General features: G+C 45.2%; 26 protein-coding genes, 1 rRNA gene and 1 pseudogene (1 of these 28 cut by a window edge). 25 read left to right on the plus strand and 3 right to left on the minus strand.

What is annotated here, in order from left to right; genetic code table 11:
- Nucleotides 1–5: 5 nt before the first annotated feature.
- The 20 genes and pseudogenes from rpsE (at nt 6) to NYE62_RS00910 (ending at nt 12,257) form a co-directional block, all read left to right on the plus strand.
- Nucleotides 6–506: a 30S ribosomal protein S5 gene (gene rpsE, locus NYE62_RS00815; RefSeq protein ID WP_003156493.1), complete on the plus strand. Its 501-nt coding sequence runs from the start codon at nt 6–8 to the stop codon at nt 504–506.
- A gap of 13 nt (nt 507–519) precedes the next feature.
- Entirely contained in the window at nt 520–699 is a 180-nt protein-coding gene (rpmD, locus tag NYE62_RS00820; protein WP_003156497.1) for a 50S ribosomal protein L30, read from the plus strand.
- Between the two features lie 30 nt (nt 700–729).
- The gene (gene rplO, locus NYE62_RS00825) at nt 730–1,170 is read left to right on the plus strand and encodes a 50S ribosomal protein L15 (protein WP_007410405.1); all 441 of its coding nucleotides are present in this window, start codon (nt 730–732) and stop codon (nt 1,168–1,170) included.
- Between the two features lies 1 nt (nt 1,171).
- Complete coding sequence (secY, locus tag NYE62_RS00830; RefSeq protein ID WP_007410406.1) at nt 1,172–2,467, plus strand: preprotein translocase subunit SecY; 1,296 nt, start codon at nt 1,172–1,174, stop codon at nt 2,465–2,467.
- Between the two features lie 51 nt (nt 2,468–2,518).
- Nucleotides 2,519–3,172, plus strand: coding sequence for an adenylate kinase (locus NYE62_RS00835; protein ID WP_007410407.1), 654 nt, complete (start codon nt 2,519–2,521; stop codon nt 3,170–3,172).
- Nucleotides 3,169–3,915: a type I methionyl aminopeptidase gene (gene map, locus NYE62_RS00840; protein WP_007410408.1), complete on the plus strand. Its 747-nt coding sequence runs from the start codon at nt 3,169–3,171 to the stop codon at nt 3,913–3,915. Before NYE62_RS00835 ends, map begins: the two co-directional genes overlap by 4 nt.
- Before the next feature lie 64 nt (nt 3,916–3,979).
- Nucleotides 3,980–4,262, plus strand: a pseudogene (locus NYE62_RS00845) (RNA-binding protein).
- Entirely contained in the window at nt 4,240–4,458 is a 219-nt protein-coding gene (gene infA / locus NYE62_RS00850; RefSeq protein WP_003156508.1) for a translation initiation factor IF-1, read from the plus strand. The pseudogene NYE62_RS00845 and the gene infA overlap by 23 nt, the downstream one beginning before the upstream one ends.
- 33 nt (nt 4,459–4,491) lie before the next feature.
- Nucleotides 4,492–4,605 (plus strand): 50S ribosomal protein L36, encoded by a 114-nt coding sequence (rpmJ, locus tag NYE62_RS00855; RefSeq protein WP_003156543.1) that lies wholly within the window; start codon nt 4,492–4,494, stop codon nt 4,603–4,605.
- 22 nt (nt 4,606–4,627) lie between these two features.
- Entirely contained in the window at nt 4,628–4,993 is a 366-nt protein-coding gene (rpsM, locus tag NYE62_RS00860; RefSeq protein WP_003156545.1) for a 30S ribosomal protein S13, read from the plus strand.
- Between the two features lie 20 nt (nt 4,994–5,013).
- A complete protein-coding gene (rpsK, locus tag NYE62_RS00865) occupies nt 5,014–5,409 on the plus strand; it encodes a 30S ribosomal protein S11 (protein WP_007410409.1) in 396 nt (131 codons plus the stop codon).
- A gap of 176 nt (nt 5,410–5,585) precedes the next feature.
- Nucleotides 5,586–6,530, plus strand: a complete 945-nt coding sequence (locus NYE62_RS00870; RefSeq protein WP_003156549.1) for a DNA-directed RNA polymerase subunit alpha — start codon at nt 5,586–5,588, stop codon at nt 6,528–6,530.
- Between the two features lie 77 nt (nt 6,531–6,607).
- Nucleotides 6,608–6,970 (plus strand): 50S ribosomal protein L17, encoded by a 363-nt coding sequence (gene rplQ / locus NYE62_RS00875; protein WP_003156550.1) that lies wholly within the window; start codon nt 6,608–6,610, stop codon nt 6,968–6,970.
- Nucleotides 6,971–7,101: 131 nt separating this feature from the next.
- A complete protein-coding gene (locus NYE62_RS00880) occupies nt 7,102–7,947 on the plus strand; it encodes an energy-coupling factor ABC transporter ATP-binding protein (RefSeq protein ID WP_007615256.1) in 846 nt (281 codons plus the stop codon).
- Nucleotides 7,923–8,792, plus strand: coding sequence for an energy-coupling factor ABC transporter ATP-binding protein (locus NYE62_RS00885; RefSeq protein WP_032870977.1), 870 nt, complete (start codon nt 7,923–7,925; stop codon nt 8,790–8,792). The genes NYE62_RS00880 and NYE62_RS00885 overlap by 25 nt, the downstream gene beginning before the upstream one ends.
- Nucleotides 8,789–9,586 (plus strand): energy-coupling factor transporter transmembrane protein EcfT, encoded by a 798-nt coding sequence (locus NYE62_RS00890; protein WP_007410412.1) that lies wholly within the window; start codon nt 8,789–8,791, stop codon nt 9,584–9,586. The genes NYE62_RS00885 and NYE62_RS00890 overlap by 4 nt, the downstream gene beginning before the upstream one ends.
- A gap of 12 nt (nt 9,587–9,598) precedes the next feature.
- Entirely contained in the window at nt 9,599–10,342 is a 744-nt protein-coding gene (truA, locus tag NYE62_RS00895) for a tRNA pseudouridine(38-40) synthase TruA (RefSeq protein ID WP_033575233.1), read from the plus strand.
- Between the two features lie 159 nt (nt 10,343–10,501).
- Entirely contained in the window at nt 10,502–10,939 is a 438-nt protein-coding gene (gene rplM, locus NYE62_RS00900) for a 50S ribosomal protein L13 (protein ID WP_003225844.1), read from the plus strand.
- A 20-nt stretch (nt 10,940–10,959) separates the two neighbouring features.
- Nucleotides 10,960–11,352 (plus strand): 30S ribosomal protein S9, encoded by a 393-nt coding sequence (gene rpsI / locus NYE62_RS00905; RefSeq protein WP_003225846.1) that lies wholly within the window; start codon nt 10,960–10,962, stop codon nt 11,350–11,352.
- A 137-nt stretch (nt 11,353–11,489) separates the two neighbouring features.
- Nucleotides 11,490–12,257: a class I SAM-dependent methyltransferase gene (locus NYE62_RS00910; RefSeq protein WP_007410414.1), complete on the plus strand. Its 768-nt coding sequence runs from the start codon at nt 11,490–11,492 to the stop codon at nt 12,255–12,257.
- A gap of 13 nt (nt 12,258–12,270) precedes the next feature.
- On the opposite strand, the gene NYE62_RS00915 is transcribed toward NYE62_RS00910, so the two are convergent.
- Nucleotides 12,271–12,744 carry a DinB family protein gene (locus tag NYE62_RS00915; protein WP_053573811.1) on the minus strand — a complete coding sequence of 158 codons (474 nt, stop codon included), beginning with the start codon at nt 12,742–12,744 and terminating at the stop codon, nt 12,271–12,273.
- 130 nt (nt 12,745–12,874) lie between these two features.
- Between NYE62_RS00915 and NYE62_RS00920 the strand changes: the two genes are divergently transcribed.
- The 3 genes from NYE62_RS00920 to NYE62_RS00930 all read left to right on the plus strand — a co-directional run bounded on the left by NYE62_RS00920 (nt 12,875) and on the right by NYE62_RS00930 (nt 15,224).
- The gene (locus tag NYE62_RS00920; protein WP_061861089.1) at nt 12,875–13,318 is read left to right on the plus strand and encodes a DUF2521 family protein; all 444 of its coding nucleotides are present in this window, start codon (nt 12,875–12,877) and stop codon (nt 13,316–13,318) included.
- Nucleotides 13,319–13,378: 60 nt separating this feature from the next.
- A complete protein-coding gene (gene cwlD, locus NYE62_RS00925; RefSeq protein ID WP_007410417.1) occupies nt 13,379–14,092 on the plus strand; it encodes an N-acetylmuramoyl-L-alanine amidase CwlD in 714 nt (237 codons plus the stop codon).
- Between the two features lie 79 nt (nt 14,093–14,171).
- The gene (locus tag NYE62_RS00930; protein WP_007410418.1) at nt 14,172–15,224 is read left to right on the plus strand and encodes an Mrp/NBP35 family ATP-binding protein; all 1,053 of its coding nucleotides are present in this window, start codon (nt 14,172–14,174) and stop codon (nt 15,222–15,224) included.
- Between the two features lie 32 nt (nt 15,225–15,256).
- Here the strand turns inward: NYE62_RS00930 and gerD are convergent, their stop codons facing one another.
- Nucleotides 15,257–15,814, minus strand: a complete 558-nt coding sequence (gerD, locus tag NYE62_RS00935) for a spore germination lipoprotein GerD (protein ID WP_007410419.1) — start codon at nt 15,812–15,814, stop codon at nt 15,257–15,259.
- 107 nt (nt 15,815–15,921) lie between these two features.
- On the opposite strand from gerD, the gene kbaA reads away from it, so the two are divergent.
- On the plus strand, nt 15,922–16,518 hold the full coding sequence (gene kbaA / locus NYE62_RS00940; RefSeq protein WP_007410420.1) for a KinB-signaling pathway activation protein: 597 nt from the start codon (nt 15,922–15,924) through the stop codon (nt 16,516–16,518).
- On the opposite strand, the gene pdaB is transcribed toward kbaA, so the two are convergent.
- Nucleotides 16,519–17,283 (minus strand): polysaccharide deacetylase family sporulation protein PdaB, encoded by a 765-nt coding sequence (gene pdaB, locus NYE62_RS00945; protein WP_011996204.1) that lies wholly within the window; start codon nt 17,281–17,283, stop codon nt 16,519–16,521.
- 339 nt (nt 17,284–17,622) lie between these two features.
- Between pdaB and NYE62_RS00950 the strand changes: the two genes are divergently transcribed.
- Nucleotides 17,623–18,594: ribosomal RNA gene (locus NYE62_RS00950) — 16S ribosomal RNA — on the plus strand (it continues 578 nt past the right edge of the window).

Genomic DNA, 18,594 nt, shown 5'->3' on the forward strand with positions numbered 1-18,594 from the left:
TGATTATGCGTCGTATTGACCCAAGCAAATTAGAGTTAGAAGAACGTTTAGTTACGGTTAACCGCGTAGCGAAAGTTGTTAAAGGTGGTCGTCGTTTCCGTTTCGCAGCTCTAGTCGTTGTCGGTGACAAAAACGGTCACGTAGGTTTCGGTACTGGTAAAGCACAAGAAGTACCTGAAGCAATCCGTAAAGCTGTTGAAGATGCGAAAAAGAATTTGATTGAAGTACCAATGGTTGGAACTACGATTCCACACGAAATCATCGGACGTTTCGGTGCAGGCAATATCTTGTTGAAACCTGCTTCTGAAGGTACTGGAGTTATCGCTGGAGGCCCTGTACGTGCGGTACTTGAGCTTGCTGGCGTTGCTGATATCCTTTCTAAGTCTTTAGGTTCTAACACACCGATCAACATGATCCGTGCAACACTTCAAGGTTTAAGTGAGCTTAAACGTGCTGAAGAGGTTGCGAAGCTTCGTGGAAAATCTGTAGAAGAACTGTTAGGATAAGGAGGGAACATTAATGGCTAAATTAGAAATTACCCTCAAACGCAGTGTAATCGGTCGCCCGGAAGATCAGCGCGTTACTGTAAGAACACTTGGTTTAAAGAAAACAAACCAAACTGTCGTTCATGAAGATAACGCTGCGATCCGCGGTATGATTAATAAAGTATCTCATCTAGTTTCTGTTAAAGAACAATAAAAATAAATTATAGGCTAAGGAGGTGTCCTAATGAAACTTCATGAATTAAAGCCTTCAGAAGGTTCACGTAAAGTACGCAATCGCGTAGGTCGTGGTATTGGTTCTGGTAACGGTAAAACAGCTGGTAAAGGTCACAAAGGTCAAAACGCTCGTTCTGGCGGCGGTGTACGCCCTGGATTCGAGGGGGGACAAATGCCTTTATTCCAACGTCTTCCTAAACGCGGTTTTACAAACATCAACCGTAAGGATTACGCTATTGTGAACGTAGACAAATTGAACGGTTTTGCGGAAGGAACGGAAGTCACTCCTGAACTTCTTCTTGAGACTGGTGTTATTAGCAAACTTAATGCAGGAGTAAAGATTCTTGGCAACGGTAAATTAGAGAAAAAATTAACTGTAAAAGCCAATAAATTCTCTGCTTCTGCGAAAGAAGCTGTTGAAGCTGCTGGCGGTACAGCTGAGGTGATCTAACTTGTTTAAGACAATCTCCAACTTTATGCGTGTGAGTGATATTCGGAATAAAATCATTTTTACATTACTCATGCTTATCGTCTTTCGCATAGGTGCGTTTATCCCTGTGCCATATGTAAATGCTCAGGCGTTGCAGACACAAAGTTCGATGGGGGTTTTTGATCTCCTTAACACATTTGGCGGCGGTGCGCTTTATCAGTTCTCCATTTTTGCGATGGGAATTACGCCTTACATCACTGCTTCAATCATCATTCAGCTGCTTCAGATGGATGTTGTGCCGAAGTTTACCGAGTGGTCTAAGCAAGGTGAAGTCGGCCGCCGTAAATTAGCTCAGTTCACGAGATATTTTACGATTGTGCTTGGTTTTATCCAGGCATTAGGTATGTCTTACGGGTTTAACAACCTGGCAAACGGTATGCTGATTGAAAAATCCGGCATATCGACATATCTGATTATTGCTTTAGTACTCACTGGAGGAACTGCTTTTTTAATGTGGCTGGGAGAACAAATTACTTCCAATGGAGTAGGTAACGGAATTTCGATCATCATCTTCGCGGGGATTGTGGCTAGTATTCCGAAAACTGTTGGGCAGATTTATGAGACTCAATTTGTCGGCAGCAGCGATCAGCTGTTTATTCATATTGTAAAAATCGCTTTACTGGTGATTGCGATTTTGGCCGTTATTGTTGGTGTTATTTTCATTCAGCAGGCCGTACGCAAAATCGCGATTCAATATGCAAAAGGGCAAGGTCGTTCACCTGTTGGCGGAGGCCAGTCAACTCACCTTCCGCTTAAAGTGAATCCGGCAGGGGTTATTCCGGTAATCTTTGCGGTTGCGTTTCTTATTACGCCGCGTACTATCGCGTCATTTTTCGGAGAGAACGATGTGACAAAGTGGATTCAAGCCAACTTTGACAATACACATCCGGTGGGCATGGCGGTTTATGTCGCATTAATTATCGCCTTTACGTACTTCTATGCTTTTGTGCAGGTAAACCCTGAACAAATGGCTGATAACCTTAAAAAACAGGGTGGCTATATCCCGGGGGTTCGTCCAGGGAAAATGACTCAAGATAGAATTACGAGCATTTTGTATCGACTTACGTTTGTGGGTTCTATATTCTTAGCCGTGATTTCCATTCTTCCTATCTTTTTCATTCAATTCGCTGGATTGCCTCAAAGTGCACAGATTGGCGGAACATCATTGTTAATTGTCGTCGGGGTAGCCTTGGAGACAATGAAGCAGCTGGAGAGCCAGTTAGTGAAACGTAATTACCGAGGATTTATGAAAAATTAGAGGACTGGTTTTAACCATTCCTCTAAATAAGAGAGGACGGGGGAAATCCGAATGAACTTAGTCTTAATGGGACTTCCTGGAGCCGGTAAAGGCACACAGGGAGAACGAATTGTTGAGGATTATGGGATACCTCATATCTCAACGGGAGATATGTTCCGTGCTGCTATGAAAGAAGAAACACCACTCGGACTCGAAGCAAAGTCTTATATTGATAAAGGCGAGCTCGTACCGGACGAAGTCACAATCGGCATTGTCAAAGAAAGACTCGGCAAAGATGATTGTGAAAGAGGTTTTCTTCTGGACGGATTTCCGCGAACAGTCGCTCAGGCTGAAGCTCTTGAAAACATTCTTGAGGAATACGGCAAGCCGATTGATTATGTCATTAACATTAAAGTAGACAAAGACTCTTTAATGGAACGTTTGACTGGACGCAGAATTTGCAGTGTTTGCGGCACAACCTACCATTTGGTTTTCAATCCGCCGAAAACGCCGGGTGTTTGTGATAAAGACGGAGGAGACCTTTATCAACGGGCAGATGATAATGAGGAAACCGTCTCAAAACGGCTTGAGGTCAACATGAAGCAGACTCAGCCTTTACTCGATTTTTATTCTGAGAAAGGGTATCTTGTCAACGTCAATGGCCAGCAGGACATTAACGACGTGTACAAAGATGTGAAAGAGCTTCTTGGAGGATTGAGCAAATGATTATCTGTAAGACCCCTCGTGAGCTTGGCATCATGCGGGAAGCAGGGCGAATCGTGGCTTTGACTCATGAAGAGATGAAAAAGCACATTAAACCAGGAATCTCGACAAAAGAATTGGATCAAATTGCCGAACGTTTTATTGAGAAGCAGGGTGCAATCCCATCTTTTAAGGGGTATAATGGGTTTCGCGGGAGCATCTGTGTATCAGTTAATGAAGAACTCGTTCACGGAATTCCCGGTAAAAGGGTTTTGCGTGACGGTGACATTATCAGCATTGATATCGGTGCTAAATTAAATGGTTATCATGGTGACTCTGCTTGGACATATCCGGTAGGAAACATCAGTGATGATGATAAACGACTGCTGGAAGTGACAGAGGAGTCTTTATATAAAGGCTTGAAGGAAGCAAAACCAGGTGAACGTTTGTCGAATATTTCCCACGCAATACAAACGTATGTCGAAAATGAGCAGTTTTCAGTTGTTAGGGAGTATGTCGGACATGGTGTTGGTCAAGACTTGCATGAGGATCCGCAAATTCCTCATTACGGTCCGCCAAACAAAGGACCTAGGCTGAAGCCTGGTATGGTTCTCGCTATAGAACCGATGGTTAACGCTGGCAGCCGATATGTGAAAACATTGGCTGATAACTGGACGGTTGTAACGGTAGATGGGAAAAAGTGTGCTCATTTTGAACATACGATTGCGATTACGGAAACGGGTTTTGATATACTGACAAAAGTCTAGATGATGAAATGAATTCCATGACACATGTTTTTCATTCCGCACCTGGGCAGATTGTAGGTTTACAATTGGTCGGAAGAAAAACCGGCTAGCTGCTGTCACCGGAATGAAGATTCATCATCGTGTACTAAAGCAGACGGAGAAAAGCGTACATTTCATTCTCCTTAGAAATAGAATATCAATCATTCACCCTTTATGATTGCGTATCTCCGGAAGTTCAGAACAGTATAAACGAAACAGGGCGTGTGACAAACGGATAACTGAGATTTTCTCTTTTGAAATTTGTCAGAGAGCAAGTTACTGATTTGAAGAAGGGAGAACACTTGAATGGCGAAAGACGATGTAATTGAAGTGGAAGGTACGATTGTCGAAACACTGCCAAACGCGATGTTCAAAGTTGAACTCGAAAATGGCCATACGGTTTTGGCTCACGTATCTGGTAAAATCCGCATGCACTTCATTCGCATTTTACCTGGAGACAAAGTTACGGTAGAATTATCTCCATATGACTTAACTCGTGGCAGGATTACGTACCGTTACAAATAAAGCACTCCGGAAACTGAAGGAGGTTGGAAACACATGAAAGTGAGACCATCAGTTAAACCAATCTGCGAGAAATGTAAAGTTATTCGCAGAAAAGGAAAAGTAATGGTGATCTGTGAAAATCCAAAGCATAAACAAAAACAAGGATAATTAATAAGGAGGTGCCCAGAGAATGGCTCGTATTGCTGGTGTAGATATCCCACGTGACAAACGTGTTGTTATTTCTTTAACATATGTCTTCGGAATTGGCCGCACAACGGCTCAGCAAGTCTTGAAAGAGGCTGGTGTTTCTGAAGATACTCGTGTGCGTGATCTTACTGAAGAAGAACTTGGTAAAATCCGTGATGTTATTGACAAACTGAAAGTAGAAGGTGACCTTCGCCGTGAAGTTTCTCTTAACATCAAGCGTCTGATCGAAATCGGAAGCTACCGCGGAATCCGCCATCGCAGAGGTTTGCCTGTTCGCGGACAAAACTCTAAAAACAATGCGCGTACTCGTAAAGGTCCGCGTCGTACTGTAGCTAACAAGAAAAAATAAGTAAGGGAGGTACCTAAACAATGGCTGCTGCTCGTAAACAAAACACGCGTAAACGTCGCGTGAAAAAGAATATTGAGTCAGGAATCGCTCATATTCGTTCAACTTTCAACAACACGATCGTTACGATCACTGATACTCATGGTAATGCTCTTTCTTGGTCAAGTGCCGGAGCTCTAGGATTCAGAGGTTCTCGTAAATCTACTCCTTTTGCTGCGCAAATGGCTGCTGAAACAGCTGCTAAAGGTTCAATCGAACACGGACTTAAAACTCTTGAAGTAACTGTTAAAGGACCAGGTTCTGGCCGTGAAGCTGCAATCCGTGCTTTACAAGCTGCCGGACTTGAAGTTACAGCTATCAGAGACGTAACTCCTGTTCCTCATAATGGATGCCGTCCACCAAAACGTCGCCGCGTGTAATTTGTTTGTATAGATTTTGTGTCCCTGTCAATAATGGGTTATGATACAGTTATTTATGAAACGAATGCACCGACTCGTTGCCTGAGCACATACGGGACTAAACAATGGGGAATTTCGGATGGAATCTCATATGATTCTATTCGAGGTTTCGACGTTTTGAAGGAGGGTTTTAAGTAATGATCGAGATTGAAAAACCAAAAATCGAAACGGTTGAAATCAGCGACGATGCCAAATTTGGTAAGTTTGTCGTAGAGCCGCTTGAGCGTGGATATGGTACAACTCTGGGTAACTCCTTACGTCGTATCCTCTTATCCTCACTCCCTGGTGCCGCTGTAACATCGATCCAGATAGATGGTGTACTGCACGAATTCTCGACAATCGAAGGCGTTGTGGAAGATGTTACAACGATAATCTTGCACATTAAAAAGCTTGCATTGAAAATCTACTCTGATGAAGAGAAGACGCTTGAAATTGATGTACAGGGCGAAGGAACTGTCACAGCAGCTGATATTACACACGACAGCGATGTTGAAATCCTTAATCCGGATCTTCATATTGCGACTCTTGGTGAGAATGCGAGTTTCCGAGTTCGCCTTACTGCACAAAGAGGACGTGGGTATACACCTGCTGATTCGAACAAAAGAGACGATCAGCCAATCGGCGTGATTCCGATCGATTCAATCTTTACGCCAGTTTCTCGTTTATCTTATCAGGTAGAAAACACTCGTGTAGGCCAGGTTGCAAACTATGACAAACTTACACTTGATGTTTGGACTGACGGAAGCACTGGACCGAAGGAAGCAATTGCTCTCGGTTCAAAGATTTTAACTGAACACCTTAATATATTCGTTGGTTTAACTGACGAAGCTCAGCATGCTGAAATCATGGTTGAAAAAGAAGAGGATCAAAAAGAAAAAGTTCTTGAAATGACGATTGAGGAACTTGACCTTTCTGTCCGTTCTTACAACTGCTTGAAGCGTGCGGGCATTAACACGGTTCAAGAACTTGCGAACAAGACGGAAGAAGATATGATGAAAGTTCGCAACCTGGGACGCAAATCACTTGAAGAAGTGAAAGCGAAACTAGAAGAACTTGGACTCGGCCTTCGCAAAGACGATTGATCTAGTTTCCATGTGAACTAGGATTTTCGTGTGTTTTTTATTTAGAAACAGCATTCCATTAAAGGAGGGGACATCACATGTCATACAGAAAACTAGGACGTACGAGTTCACAGCGTAAAGCTATGCTTCGTGATCTTACAACAGATTTGATCATCAACGAAAGAATTGAAACAACTGAAACACGTGCGAAAGAACTTCGCTCTGTTGTTGAAAAGATGATCACTCTTGGTAAGCGCGGTGACTTGCATGCTCGTCGTCAAGCAGCTGCATACATTCGCAACGAGGTTGCTAATGAAGAAAATAACCAAGATGCACTTCAAAAATTATTCTCTGACATTGCAACTCGTTACGAGGAGCGCCAAGGCGGATACACACGTATTATGAAGCTTGGTCCTCGCCGTGGTGACGGTGCACCAATGGCAATCATCGAATTGGTTTAATCACATATTTTTGTGTATCTAAAGAAGGGCGGGACAGTTTCTAACTGGATCTATGCCCTTTTTTTAGATATCAGAACTTTTGATCATGAGACAGAAAAGCAGAGCTATAGCTGAGAGGAGGTCAGGCGCCCGTGGATCAAAAACAGCTTATATCCGTAAAAGACATTCTATTCCGTTACCGCAAAGATGCAGAAAGACCGGCGCTGGACGGTGTGAGTCTGGAGGTATACGAAGGAGAATGGCTTGCTATCGTAGGCCACAACGGTTCAGGGAAGTCGACTTTGGCCAGAGCGCTGAACGGGCTGATTTTGCCCGAGGCCGGAGAAATTGAAGTCGGCGGCATCAAACTGACTGAGGATACCGTGTGGGATGTGCGAAAAAAAATAGGGATGGTCTTTCAGAATCCCGATAACCAATTTGTCGGAACGACTGTTCGCGATGATGTGGCTTTTGGTTTAGAAAACAATGGTGTTCCGCGCGAAGAAATGATTGAGAGAGTAGATTGGGCTGTCACACAAGTCAATATGCAGGATTTTCTTGATCAAGAGCCGCACCATCTCTCCGGAGGTCAAAAACAAAGAGTGGCGATCGCGGGGATTATTGCCGCGCGTCCTGATATTATGATTTTGGATGAAGCGACATCCATGCTTGACCCGATTGGGAGAGAAGAAGTCCTTGATACTGTCAGACGCTTAAAAGATCAGGGCATGGCCACCGTCATTTCGATAACACATGACCTGGAAGAAGCCGCAAGGGCGGACAGGATCATTGTGATGAACGGCGGCAGGAAATATGCAGAGGGCACGCCTGAAGAGATTTTTAAATTAAACGAAGACTTGGTTCGCATCGGTCTTGATTTGCCTTTCTCATTCCAGCTCAGCCTGCTTTTGAAAGAAAGCGGACTGGCGTTAACGAAAAACCATCTGACTCAGGAAGGGCTGGTGAATGAGCTGTGGACATTAAAATCAAAGATGTAGAACACCGCTATCAAATGAAGACACCGTTTGAACGGCTGGCTCTGTATGATATCAATGCCGTGATAAAAGAGGGCAGCTACGTTGCCGTCATCGGGCATACAGGGTCGGGCAAATCGACGCTCCTGCAGCATTTAAACGGTTTGCTGAAACCGACTAAAGGACAGTTTGAACTCGGGAGTACGATTCTGGCAGCCGGTAAAAAGAATAAAGACCTTAAGACTTTGCGAAAAAAAGTCGGAATCGTTTTCCAATTTCCCGAACATCAGCTGTTTGAAGAGACTGTGCTGAAGGACATCGCATTTGGACCGATGAATTTTGGTGTAAAAAAAGAAGACGCTGAACGGAAAGCAAAAGAAATGCTGGGGCTTGTGGGCCTTCCGGAAGACATTTTGGATCGTTCACCATTTGAGCTCAGCGGCGGCCAGATGCGCAGAGTGGCGATTGCCGGCGTTCTCGCGATGGAGCCGGAAGTGCTGGTTTTGGATGAACCGACGGCCGGTCTTGATCCGAGAGGGCGCCAGGACATTATGGACATGTTCTATGCGCTTCATCAGCGGGGAAACCTGACTACCGTTCTCGTCACCCACAGCATGGAGGACGCCGCCCGCTATGCTGACGAAATGATTGTCATGCACAAAGGAACCATTAAAGCGACGGGGAGTCCGCGTGACTTGTTTGTAAAAGGTGAAGAGATGGCCGAAATGGGACTGGATCTTCCTGAATCGGTGAAGTTTCAGAGACGGCTTGAGAAGGCTCTCGGAGTCAAGTGTGAAAAACCCATGCTGACCCTGCAGGATGCCGCCAGTGAAATTAAGGCTTTCTTTCAGGAGGAAAAGGACCAATGATGGACAGCATGATTATCGGAAAGTATGTTCCCGGATCATCGCTTATTCACCGATTGGACCCGCGAACAAAACTTGTCAGCATTTTTCTTTTTGTATGTATCGTCTTTTTGGCAAACAACGTACAGACGTATGCTTTGCTCGGTTTGTTTACATTCGGGGTGATCGCCTTGACTCGCGTGCCGTTCAGCTTTTTGCTGAAGGGGCTTAAGCCGATTATCTGGATTGTGGCGTTTACCTTTTTATTACACATTTTCATGACGCATGAAGGATCTGTCATTTTTCAGCTTGGCTGGTTTAAAGTGTATGAGGGCGGACTTATACAGGGTATTTTTATCTCCCTCCGTTTCGTTTACCTTATCTTTATGACGACGCTGCTGACGCTGACAACAACGCCGATTGAAATAACGGATGGAATGGAGCAGCTCCTGAATCCTTTTAAAAAGGTGAAGCTGCCCGTACACGAACTCGCATTGATGATGTCGATATCATTGCGATTTATCCCGACATTGATGGAAGAGACAGATAAAATCATGAAGGCGCAAATGGCGAGGGGTGCGGACTTTACAAGCGGCCCGGTGAAAGACAGAATCAAAGCGGTTGTTCCGCTGCTTGTCCCGCTGTTTGTCAGCGCCTTTAAACGCGCGGAAGAGCTCGCGGTCGCCATGGAGGCGAGAGGCTACCAGGGCGGTGAGGGGAGAACGAAATACAGAAAGCTCGTCTGGACCGGAAAGGATACCGGAGCTATTCTGCTCATCATGGTATTAGCCGTGTTATTGTTTTTCTTAAGAAGTTAGAGGTGCTGCTGAATGAGAGTGAAATGTACCATTGCTTATGACGGGCATTTATTTAACGGATATCAGGTTCAGCCTGGAAAGCGGACCGTTCAAAGTGAATTGGAAAAAGCGCTGGCCGTCATCCATAAAACGGACGGCAGAGTGCCTGTCATCTCATCCGGCCGCACGGACAGCGATGTTCATGCTGCCGGGCAGGTCATTCATTTTGATACGCCGCTGTCCATCCCGGCTGAGAAATGGCCGTTTGCGCTCAATGCCCTGCTGCCTGATGATATTGCCGTCAAAACAGCAGAGATTGCGGATGATGGGTTCCATGCACGATTTAGCGCGGTCCAAAAGGAATATCGCTACTTTGTATATACGGAGAAACACCCGGACGTATTTAAACGACATTACGCTTACCATTTTGCATATCCGCTTAATGTGCAGAAAATGAGGGAAGCTTCAAGGCACCTCGTCGGGACACATGATTTCACAAGCTTTTGCGCGGCTGATACCGCGGTTCAGGATAAAGTCAGAACAATTTACGAGCTGGATTGGACTGAGACCGGAGACGGCCTGCAGATGCGGATCACCGGAAACGGTTTTCTCTATAATATGGTCAGAATCATTGCTGGAACGTTATTGGATACAGGAGCTGGAAAATTTTCTCCCGATGATGTAAAAGCAATGCTCGAAGCGAAGGATCGTGAAGCCGCGGGGCGCACCGCACCGGGGCACGGGCTGTATTTATGGAGCGTTTGCTATGACAACTAAACCAGGTGTAACATTTTCTTGACAGAGTCTGCATAAAGTTATAAGATATCATATGGTATGTATTTCAACCCCACGATAAGCCCCGGAACTTATTGTGTTGTGAAATAGAACGTAATCGAAGATTATTGAAAATGACAGATCATTTAGGAGGGAAATTCAATGCGTACAACACCTATGGCTAACGCAAGTACTATTGAACGCAAGTGGTTAGTTGTTGATGCTGCTGGCAAGACTTTAGGACGTCTTTCTACAGAAGTTGCATCTATCCTTCGCGGGAAACACAAACCGACTTACACACCGCACGTTGATACTGGAGATCATGTGATCATCATCAACGCTGAAAAAATCGAGTTAACTGGTAAAAAGTTAACTGACAAAATCTACTACCGTCACACTCAACATCCAGGCGGATTAAAATCAAGAACTGCTCTTGAAATGCGTACAAACTACCCTGAGAAAATGCTTGAGCTTGCTATCAAAGGCATGCTTCCAAAAGGTTCTCTAGGTCGTCAAATGTTCAAGAAATTGAACGTATACCGTGGTTCTGAGCATCCACATGAAGCACAAAAACCTGAAGTTTACGAACTTCGCGGTTAATTAAAAAGGAGGTTACCAATTTGGCACAGGTTCAATATTACGGTACTGGCCGTCGTAAAAGTTCTGTAGCGCGTGTGCGCTTAGTTCCAGGTGAAGGTCGTATCGTCGTTAATAATCGTGAAATCAGCGAGCACATTCCATCTCCAGCTCTAATCGAAGATATCAAACAACCATTAACTTTAACTGAAACAGCTGGTACTTATGATGTTTTAGTAAACGTACATGGAGGCGGCTTATCTGGTCAAGCTGGAGCAATCCGTCATGGTATCGCTCGTGCTTTGCTTGAAGCAGATCCAGAATACCGTGCAACACTTAAACGTGCTGGTCTTCTGACTCGTGACGCTCGTATGAAAGAACGTAAAAAATACGGTCTTAAAGGCGCTCGTCGTGCACCTCAGTTCTCAAAACGTTAATCGTTTTGGATGGCAAAAACCACAACTTCTTGGTTGTGGTTTTTTTGTATTTTTTTCTCATATTCAAGAGGTTATCCGATGTTTTTCTAGAATTGTTTGTTATACTCTATTCATTACCAATAAGGAGCGCAGTTATAATGAATAAGTTAGTCATACATAACAGCAAGGCATGGGATAAAAAAGTCGAAACAGGCAATGAATGGACGGTTGCGGTTGATTCTCATACGATTGGTGAAGCGAAAAAAGGCAATTGGAGCATCAGAATGACCCCCGGAAAAGATGTGCCGGCGGATTGGTTTCCGCCCATAGACGGTCTGAAGGTTCTTTGTCTCGCTTCAGGAGGAGGACAGCAAGGGCCGGTCCTTGCTGCTGCAGGAGCGGACGTGACCATCTTTGACAATTCGGAAAAACAGCTTGCGCAAGACAGAATGGTTGCCGAGCGGGACGATCTTACGCTTCGCACTGTCAAAGGCAGCATGAATGATCTGAGCTGTTTTGATGATGAGTCATTTGATTTTATCGTGCACCCGGTATCGAATTGCTTTGTTGATACGGTTCTTCCGGTATGGAAAGAAGCTCATCGCGTATTGAAAAAAGGCGGGTCTTTAGTCTCCGGTTTTGTAAATCCCGTCGTGTTCTTATTTGATATGGATTTAGAGCAGGAAGGCGTACTAAAAGTAAAGTATTCCATTCCGTTTTCGGATGAAAAGGATCTGAGTAAGAAAAAGGTAAAGGAACTTATTGATAATCATGAAGCGCTTGAATTCGGTCATACGCTGGAGGATCAAATTAAAGGTCAGATTGACGCAGGCTTCATGGTTGCCGGTTTTTACGAAGACAAAGGCGGCCTCGTGCTGGATGAATACATTAATACATACTCCGTAACAAGAAGCATTAAAATATAAAAACGGCATCCCGTCAGAGGTGCTGTTTTTTTGCGGCTTTTTCCTGCGGACGGCTGATCACATTAGCCGAAACCGGTTCTATTCCAATTTCTCTGGCCCAAACCGACAGTTGTCCCATATGGTGAATCTCATGCGCAAGGATGTGGCGGAGAATATCTTCTTTAGGAAAGGTTTGGTCCATCCATTCCGGCTTAACAAGATCCGGTCCTTTGCGGGAGACCGCATGAATGACATCCTTCCGATATTGTTCAGACAGCTTTCTGAGATCCTGAATGCTCGTATAGTCAGACTCAGCAGGTAAAACATCATCTTTACCTAAAATGGCACGAGCCCAGCTGATCTCGACATCAATGATATGAAATAAAGTGCGCAAGATGCTCTTCATTCCGCCCGTCCGGGTTTTCGTCAGTTCCTCCCGGCTCAGCTTTTCACATATCATAAACCACTCGTCACGCACCGTCCAATTGTATTGAAACAGCTTTTTCATAACGTCACCTCAGCTCTTTATTCTTCCAGTTAACATAAAACTCCTTCATTTGGGAGGATTTCCACTATCAACAAAGCATGCTTTTTCCCTTTTCCTTTCAAAATAACAGTAAAAAGGAGCGTGGCTGACAATGGCAGAAGTATTATCTTTTTCAGACGTGAAACGGCAGAAGGATTTTGAGCTTGAGAAGAGTTTACTAAAGGAGCTGTCACTGACGCAGATCATTCAGTCCGTAAAAGCATGTCTTACCCCTTTGTTTCCCTTTCTTCAAGACGAAAACGGCATTCTGAGTGAAGGATGCATAGATTTTGCAATTGAAGCGTATTTATTAGGCGGCCGGTTCGGCGTCTTTGGCTATTATGGTGAGTCCTTGCAGAGGGCAAACGCCCGTTCGGCAGAAGAAGAGGAAGAACTGACGGCCGATTTTTTTGAATATCTTTGCAATTGGACGCATGAGCAATATTCTTCCGTTGAACAAAAAGAAATCTATGAAGCGTCCTGCCGGTTTATCAACAGCTGGTGGACGGAAGGATTTCTGCAAAGAGAAAAACAATGTAAGCTCCGCATGAGGTAATCATAATTTCTTCCCTTGTCCCATATTTATTAATAACGGGGACAAGCGGGAGGGAAAGGTATGACAAAAAAGCTGAAATGGCTCGGTTTTTTACTTGGCTTTATCATATTATTGTGTTTATTCCGGTTTCAATTCCATAATGATGATTCCTGGCGGCCGTGGAGTCTGCCGCTGAGCGGGAAAATCATCTATCTCGATCCGGGACACGGCGGACCGGACGGAGGCGCCACGGGAGGCAGTCACCTTGAAAAGGACATTACTCTCGAAGTGGCCTCCAGGGTCAGAGACTATTTGCAGGAGCAGGGAGCTTTGGTCATTATGACGCGGGAGACGGATACTGATTTAGCTCCTGAAGGGACGAAAGGCTACAGCAGACGCAAAGCGGAAGATCTGAGAAAGCGCGTGGAAATCATCAACCGTTCAGAGGCGGAGCTTTATATCAGCATTCATCTGAACGCCATACCGTCACCGAGATGGAGCGGCGCCCAAAGCTTCTACTATGGAAAATACGAAGAGAATGAAAAAGTAGCAAAATATATACAGGACGAATTGAGAATCAATTTGGAGAATACAACGAGAAAGGCGAAACGGATACACGGCATTTACTTAATGCAGAATGTAACCAAACCGGGCGCGCTGGTGGAGATCGGATTTCTGTCCAATCCCGCGGAAGCGAAAAGGCTCGGCCAGCCCAAATATCAGGACAAAATCGCTTCTTCCGTGTATAAGGGCGTATTGAGATACTTCACAGAGAAAGGAGACCCTCCCGAGTAAGGAGGGTTTTTCGCCGATTCTATGTTTAATATATGGTATAATACCATTTGTAAACGAATACACAAAGGGTGAGGGTTCGATGATAAGAGAAGATGAAGTAAGAAATATAGTCGGAAACATGCGCGAACCTTTTCTTCATAGACCGCTGGGAGAATTGGATGCCATTAAAGAAGTAAAGATCAAGCCGGAAAAACGGCATGTCAGTGTGAAAATTGCATTGGCAAAAACGGGGACGGCTGAACAGATGGGTATTCAGCAGGAAATCGTATCCGTTCTGAAAGAAGCGGGTGCGGAAACTGTGGGACTGCGGTTTGAAGAGCTGCCGGAAGAAACATTGGCGAAATTCAGCCGGCCGGCTGCTGAAAGCGAAACCCTGCTGAATAGGAAACATCCGCCGGTCTTTCTTGCGGTGGCAAGCGGAAAAGGCGGTGTCGGCAAATCAACGGTTTCCGTCAACCTGGCCATTTCTCTTGCGCGGCTCGGAAAAAAAGTCGGCTTGATCGACGCGGATATATACGGGTTCAGCGTGCCGGACATGATGGGTATTACAGTCCGCCCGACAGTAGAAGGAGAAAAACTGCTTCCTGTCGAAAGATTTGGAGTAAAGGTTATGTCGATGGGCTTTTTCGTCGAAGAAAACGCTCCGGTTGTGTGGAGAGGGCCGATGCTGGGCAAGATGCTGAATAACTTCTTCCATGAGGTTGACTGGGGAGAGGTTGACTATATCGTTCTCGATCTGCCGCCCGGCACGGGTGATGTGGCGCTCGATGTACACACGATGCTTCCGAGCTGCAAAGAGATTATCGTATCAACGCCGCACCCTACAGCTGCATTTGTAGCGGCGAGAGCGGGTTCTATGGCGATTAAGACCGATCATGAAGTTGTAGGGGTCATTGAAAATATGGCTTACTATGAAAGTGCAAAAACCGGCGAGAGAGAATATGTGTTCGGTCAAGGCGGGGGAGATAAGCTTGCAGAGGAATTGCAAGTGCCGCTGCTTGGCAGAATTCCTTTAAAACAGCCTGATTGGGACAAGGATCAGTTTGCGCCTTCTGTCTATGACAGAAGTCATCCGATCGGGGAAATTTATATGGGGATCGCCCAGAAAGTCATTGAAAAAACAGCTGAATAAAAAAGGGGCCGGGATCAACACGGCCCGGCCTTTTATTGGCTTTCTTTTTCAGAGCTTGAAGCTGCTTTTTTCAATTCATCCTCGAATTGCTTTTTGAAAAGCGGGCTGGAAAGTGTCTCTGTAATTACATCTTCTAAGTAACTGCGGAACTTTTGGCTTTTCACCAGCTCATAGTATTTTTTATCCATGCCGGGGTCCTGCATGATCTGCATAAAACTTTTCTGATAATCAGGGTCTTTCATCAGTTTTTTTATGATTTTTTCATGCTCGGGCTGAAGAGTTTTTGCAAAGCTCTCGGCGAATTTTGAGTCTTCAAAGATGGTTTTCCAGAACTCCGCCCCTTTTTTAGAGGTGAGGGTTTTCTCTATTGTGCCTTTAATGGCATTTTGATCAATCACCAATGCCTCATTCATCGCATCATCATTTAATATTTCCTTAATTGCCTTTTTTCCATCATCGGTCTTTAATATATCAACAACCATTTTTTTAGTCTGGTCATAATCCATATCCGCTGCTTGGTCTTTTGGAGCACAAGCTGTTACAGATAATAAAACAAAACAGCTTATCAATAGCGTTTTGGCTTTTGACATGCATAAGCTCCTTCCTTACTTGTACTTATTTTTAATATGATTCATCGGAATGGATTTATACATAACAAAATATCGCTGAACGCGATTGTCAGGGGGATGAATAAGAGATGAAAAGCCGCGGGCTTGTTCGATTTTTCTTTTCGATTTTAGCTGTGGGCGCTCTTATTACAAGCGTCGTGGGATTTGCTCTGAAGTGGGGGGAGTACAAGGGGTTCTTTCTGAATTTTGAGGCCGGTCAGATTTTCTCCGTTCTGATCTGGTTTATCGGGGTAGGCATGATTTTCAGTGTGATCAGCCAGATGGGATTCTTCGTTTTTCTGACGGTGCACCGGTTTGCCCTTGAAATTCTCAGATCAAGCTCGCTTTGGAATCTGCTTCAGCTGTTTATCATTTTGTTTGTCGCTTTTGATTTAATGTACGTCAGATTTTTGTTTTTCGGAGAGCGGGATGACTCGATTGCAGGGTTTGTCTGGCTGCCGCTGGCTTTGCTTGCCGTCGGCCTGTTGACGGCATATATAAAACAAAAGCAGTCCTCAAAAAATACGTTCGTTTCATCATTATTTTTAATGGTCGTTATTACAGCGCTTGAATGGGTTCCTGCGCTACGAGTGAATAATGAGGACTGGCTTTATTTGATGCTGATTCCGCTGATGGGCTGCAATGCGTTTCAGCTGCTAATGCTGCCGAAGTTTGCCCAGAGGTAATTATTTCACTTCTGATGACTTGACGTCAGTATTTGCGATCAGGTCGCCGACGGTCACGTTTTTCAGTCCTTTTTGCTTTAAATTGTGAATGATGGCGGGGAGCGCTTCTTCAGTCTGTGTTGCTGAATCAGAGGCGTGCAGCAGAACAATGTCGCCGCCTTTTATATGACTGTTTACATTTTCAATGATTTTATCAGGGCCGGGATTTGTCCAATCCTGCGAGTTAACGCTGTAATGAACCACTGAATAGTGGTACTGCTGTGCAATGGTAAGAACCTTTTTATTAAATTGTCCGGTCGGCGGGCGGAGTAAATGAACATTCTTCACACCCAGCTTTTTAAATGCAGTCTGGGCCCGGAGGATATCTTTTTTTATTTCATTGTCCTCTAGGTTGGTATAATTCTTATACGCATATCCCATGCTGCCGATTTGATGTCCGTCTTTTACCATACGTTCAACTGTGTCCGGGTGCCGTTCCGCCCAAGAAGCTGACAGAAAAAAAGTAGCGTTTTTAATACCGTTTGCTTTTAGCGCGTTCAGAATCGGAACCGCCTTTTCATCGCCCCAGCTGATATCGAATGTTAATGCGACTTCCCCCGCTTTCGTCTCCCCTTTTGAAATAGCCTTCGGGCCGCTATCAGTTAAAAATACAGGAAGGGGGACTGCTCTCTGTATATAAAAAAAGCTGGCTGCTGCAAATGCGGCAATGATAATAATAAGCAGCTGTTTTATCCTTCTGATGTGCCACACGTAGAAGTGATTCACTGATGACGCCTCCTTATCTTGTCCATGCTTGATTACATCGTATGCCGCGTCGGAGATGAACATACCGAAATCCGTTTTAAAAAAATGAAAAAAACACTTGCTAAATTCAGCGAATGCATGGTATATTATTAAACGTCGCTGATGAACAGCAGACAACAACAAAAAGCTTCGGAAACAACTTAAAAAAAGTTGTTGACATAAAAGAAGCTGAGTGGTAAGATAATAAAGCTGCTTCAACAAGCGGTAATGATCTTTGAAAACTAAACAAGACAAAACGTACCTGTTAATTCAAAGTTTTAAATAAATCGCACAGCGATGTGCGTAGTCAGTCAAACTACTTTATCGGAGAGTTTGATCCTGGCTCAGGACGAACGCTGGCGGCGTGCCTAATACATGCAAGTCGAGCGGACAGATGGGAGCTTGCTCCCTGATGTTAGCGGCGGACGGGTGAGTAACACGTGGGTAACCTGCCTGTAAGACTGGGATAACTCCGGGAAACCGGGGCTAATACCGGATGGTTGTTTGAACCGCATGGTTCAGACATAAAAGGTGGCTTCGGCTACCACTTACAGATGGACCCGCGGCGCATTAGCTAGTTGGTGAGGTAACGGCTCACCAAGGCGACGATGCGTAGCCGACCTGAGAGGGTGATCGGCCACACTGGGACTGAGACACGGCCCAGACTCCTACGGGAGGCAGCAGTAGGGAATCTTCCGCAATGGACGAAAGTCTGACGGAGCAACGCCGCGTGAGTGATGAAGGTTTTCGGATCGTAAAGCTCTGTTGTTAGGGAAGAACAAGTGCCGTTCAAATAGGGCGGCACCTTGACGGTACCTAACCAGAAAGCCACGGCTAACTACGTGCCAGCAGCCGCGGTAATACGTAGGTGGCAAGCGTTGTCCGGAATTATTGGGCGTAAAGGGCTCGCAGGCGGTTTCTTAAGTCTGATGTGAAAGCCCCCGGCTCAACCGGGGAGGGTCATTGGAAACTGGGGAACTTGAGTGCAGAAGAGGAGAGTGGAATTCCACGTGTAGCGGTGAAATGCGTAGAGATGTGGAGGAACACCAGTGGCGAAGGCGACTCTCTGGTCTGTAACTGACGCTGAGGAGCGAAAGCGTGGGGAGCGAACAGGATTAGATACCCTGGTAGTCCACGCCGTAAACGATGAGTGCTAAGTGTTAGGGGGTTTCCGCCCCTTAGTGCTGCAGCTAACGCATTAAGCACTCCGCCTGGGGAGTACGGTCGCAAGACTGAAACTCAAAGGAATTGACGGGGGCCCGCACAAGCGGTGGAGCATGTGGTTTAATTCGA

The organism is Bacillus sp. FSL K6-2861 (genome assembly GCF_038630725.1).
GTDB classification, from domain to species: domain Bacteria; phylum Bacillota; class Bacilli; order Bacillales; family Bacillaceae; genus Bacillus; species Bacillus velezensis.

Bases quoted from the DNA above. Each gene is read 5' to 3' on its own strand.
- rpsE (WP_003156493.1), top strand. From the start codon at position 6: ATGCGTCGTATTGACCCAAGCAAATTAGAGTTAGAAGAACGTTTAGTT.
- rpmD (WP_003156497.1), top strand. From the start codon at position 520: ATGGCTAAATTAGAAATTACCCTCAAACGCAGTGTAATCGGTCGCCCG.
- rplO (WP_007410405.1), top strand. From the start codon at position 730: ATGAAACTTCATGAATTAAAGCCTTCAGAAGGTTCACGTAAAGTACGC.
- NYE62_RS00835 (WP_007410407.1), top strand. From the start codon at position 2,519: ATGAACTTAGTCTTAATGGGACTTCCTGGAGCCGGTAAAGGCACACAG.
- map (WP_007410408.1), top strand. From the start codon at position 3,169: ATGATTATCTGTAAGACCCCTCGTGAGCTTGGCATCATGCGGGAAGCA.
- infA (WP_003156508.1), top strand. From the start codon at position 4,240: ATGGCGAAAGACGATGTAATTGAAGTGGAAGGTACGATTGTCGAAACA.
- rpmJ (WP_003156543.1), top strand. From the start codon at position 4,492: ATGAAAGTGAGACCATCAGTTAAACCAATCTGCGAGAAATGTAAAGTT.
- rpsM (WP_003156545.1), top strand. From the start codon at position 4,628: ATGGCTCGTATTGCTGGTGTAGATATCCCACGTGACAAACGTGTTGTT.
- rpsK (WP_007410409.1), top strand. From the start codon at position 5,014: ATGGCTGCTGCTCGTAAACAAAACACGCGTAAACGTCGCGTGAAAAAG.
- NYE62_RS00870 (WP_003156549.1), top strand. From the start codon at position 5,586: ATGATCGAGATTGAAAAACCAAAAATCGAAACGGTTGAAATCAGCGAC.
- rplQ (WP_003156550.1), top strand. From the start codon at position 6,608: ATGTCATACAGAAAACTAGGACGTACGAGTTCACAGCGTAAAGCTATG.
- NYE62_RS00890 (WP_007410412.1), top strand. From the start codon at position 8,789: ATGATGGACAGCATGATTATCGGAAAGTATGTTCCCGGATCATCGCTT.
- truA (WP_033575233.1), top strand. From the start codon at position 9,599: ATGAGAGTGAAATGTACCATTGCTTATGACGGGCATTTATTTAACGGA.
- rplM (WP_003225844.1), top strand. From the start codon at position 10,502: ATGCGTACAACACCTATGGCTAACGCAAGTACTATTGAACGCAAGTGG.
- NYE62_RS00910 (WP_007410414.1), top strand. From the start codon at position 11,490: ATGAATAAGTTAGTCATACATAACAGCAAGGCATGGGATAAAAAAGTC.
- NYE62_RS00915 (WP_053573811.1), bottom strand. From the start codon at position 12,744: ATGAAAAAGCTGTTTCAATACAATTGGACGGTGCGTGACGAGTGGTTT.
- NYE62_RS00920 (WP_061861089.1), top strand. From the start codon at position 12,875: ATGGCAGAAGTATTATCTTTTTCAGACGTGAAACGGCAGAAGGATTTT.
- cwlD (WP_007410417.1), top strand. From the start codon at position 13,379: ATGACAAAAAAGCTGAAATGGCTCGGTTTTTTACTTGGCTTTATCATA.
- NYE62_RS00930 (WP_007410418.1), top strand. From the start codon at position 14,172: ATGATAAGAGAAGATGAAGTAAGAAATATAGTCGGAAACATGCGCGAA.
- gerD (WP_007410419.1), bottom strand. From the start codon at position 15,814: ATGTCAAAAGCCAAAACGCTATTGATAAGCTGTTTTGTTTTATTATCT.
- kbaA (WP_007410420.1), top strand. From the start codon at position 15,922: ATGAAAAGCCGCGGGCTTGTTCGATTTTTCTTTTCGATTTTAGCTGTG.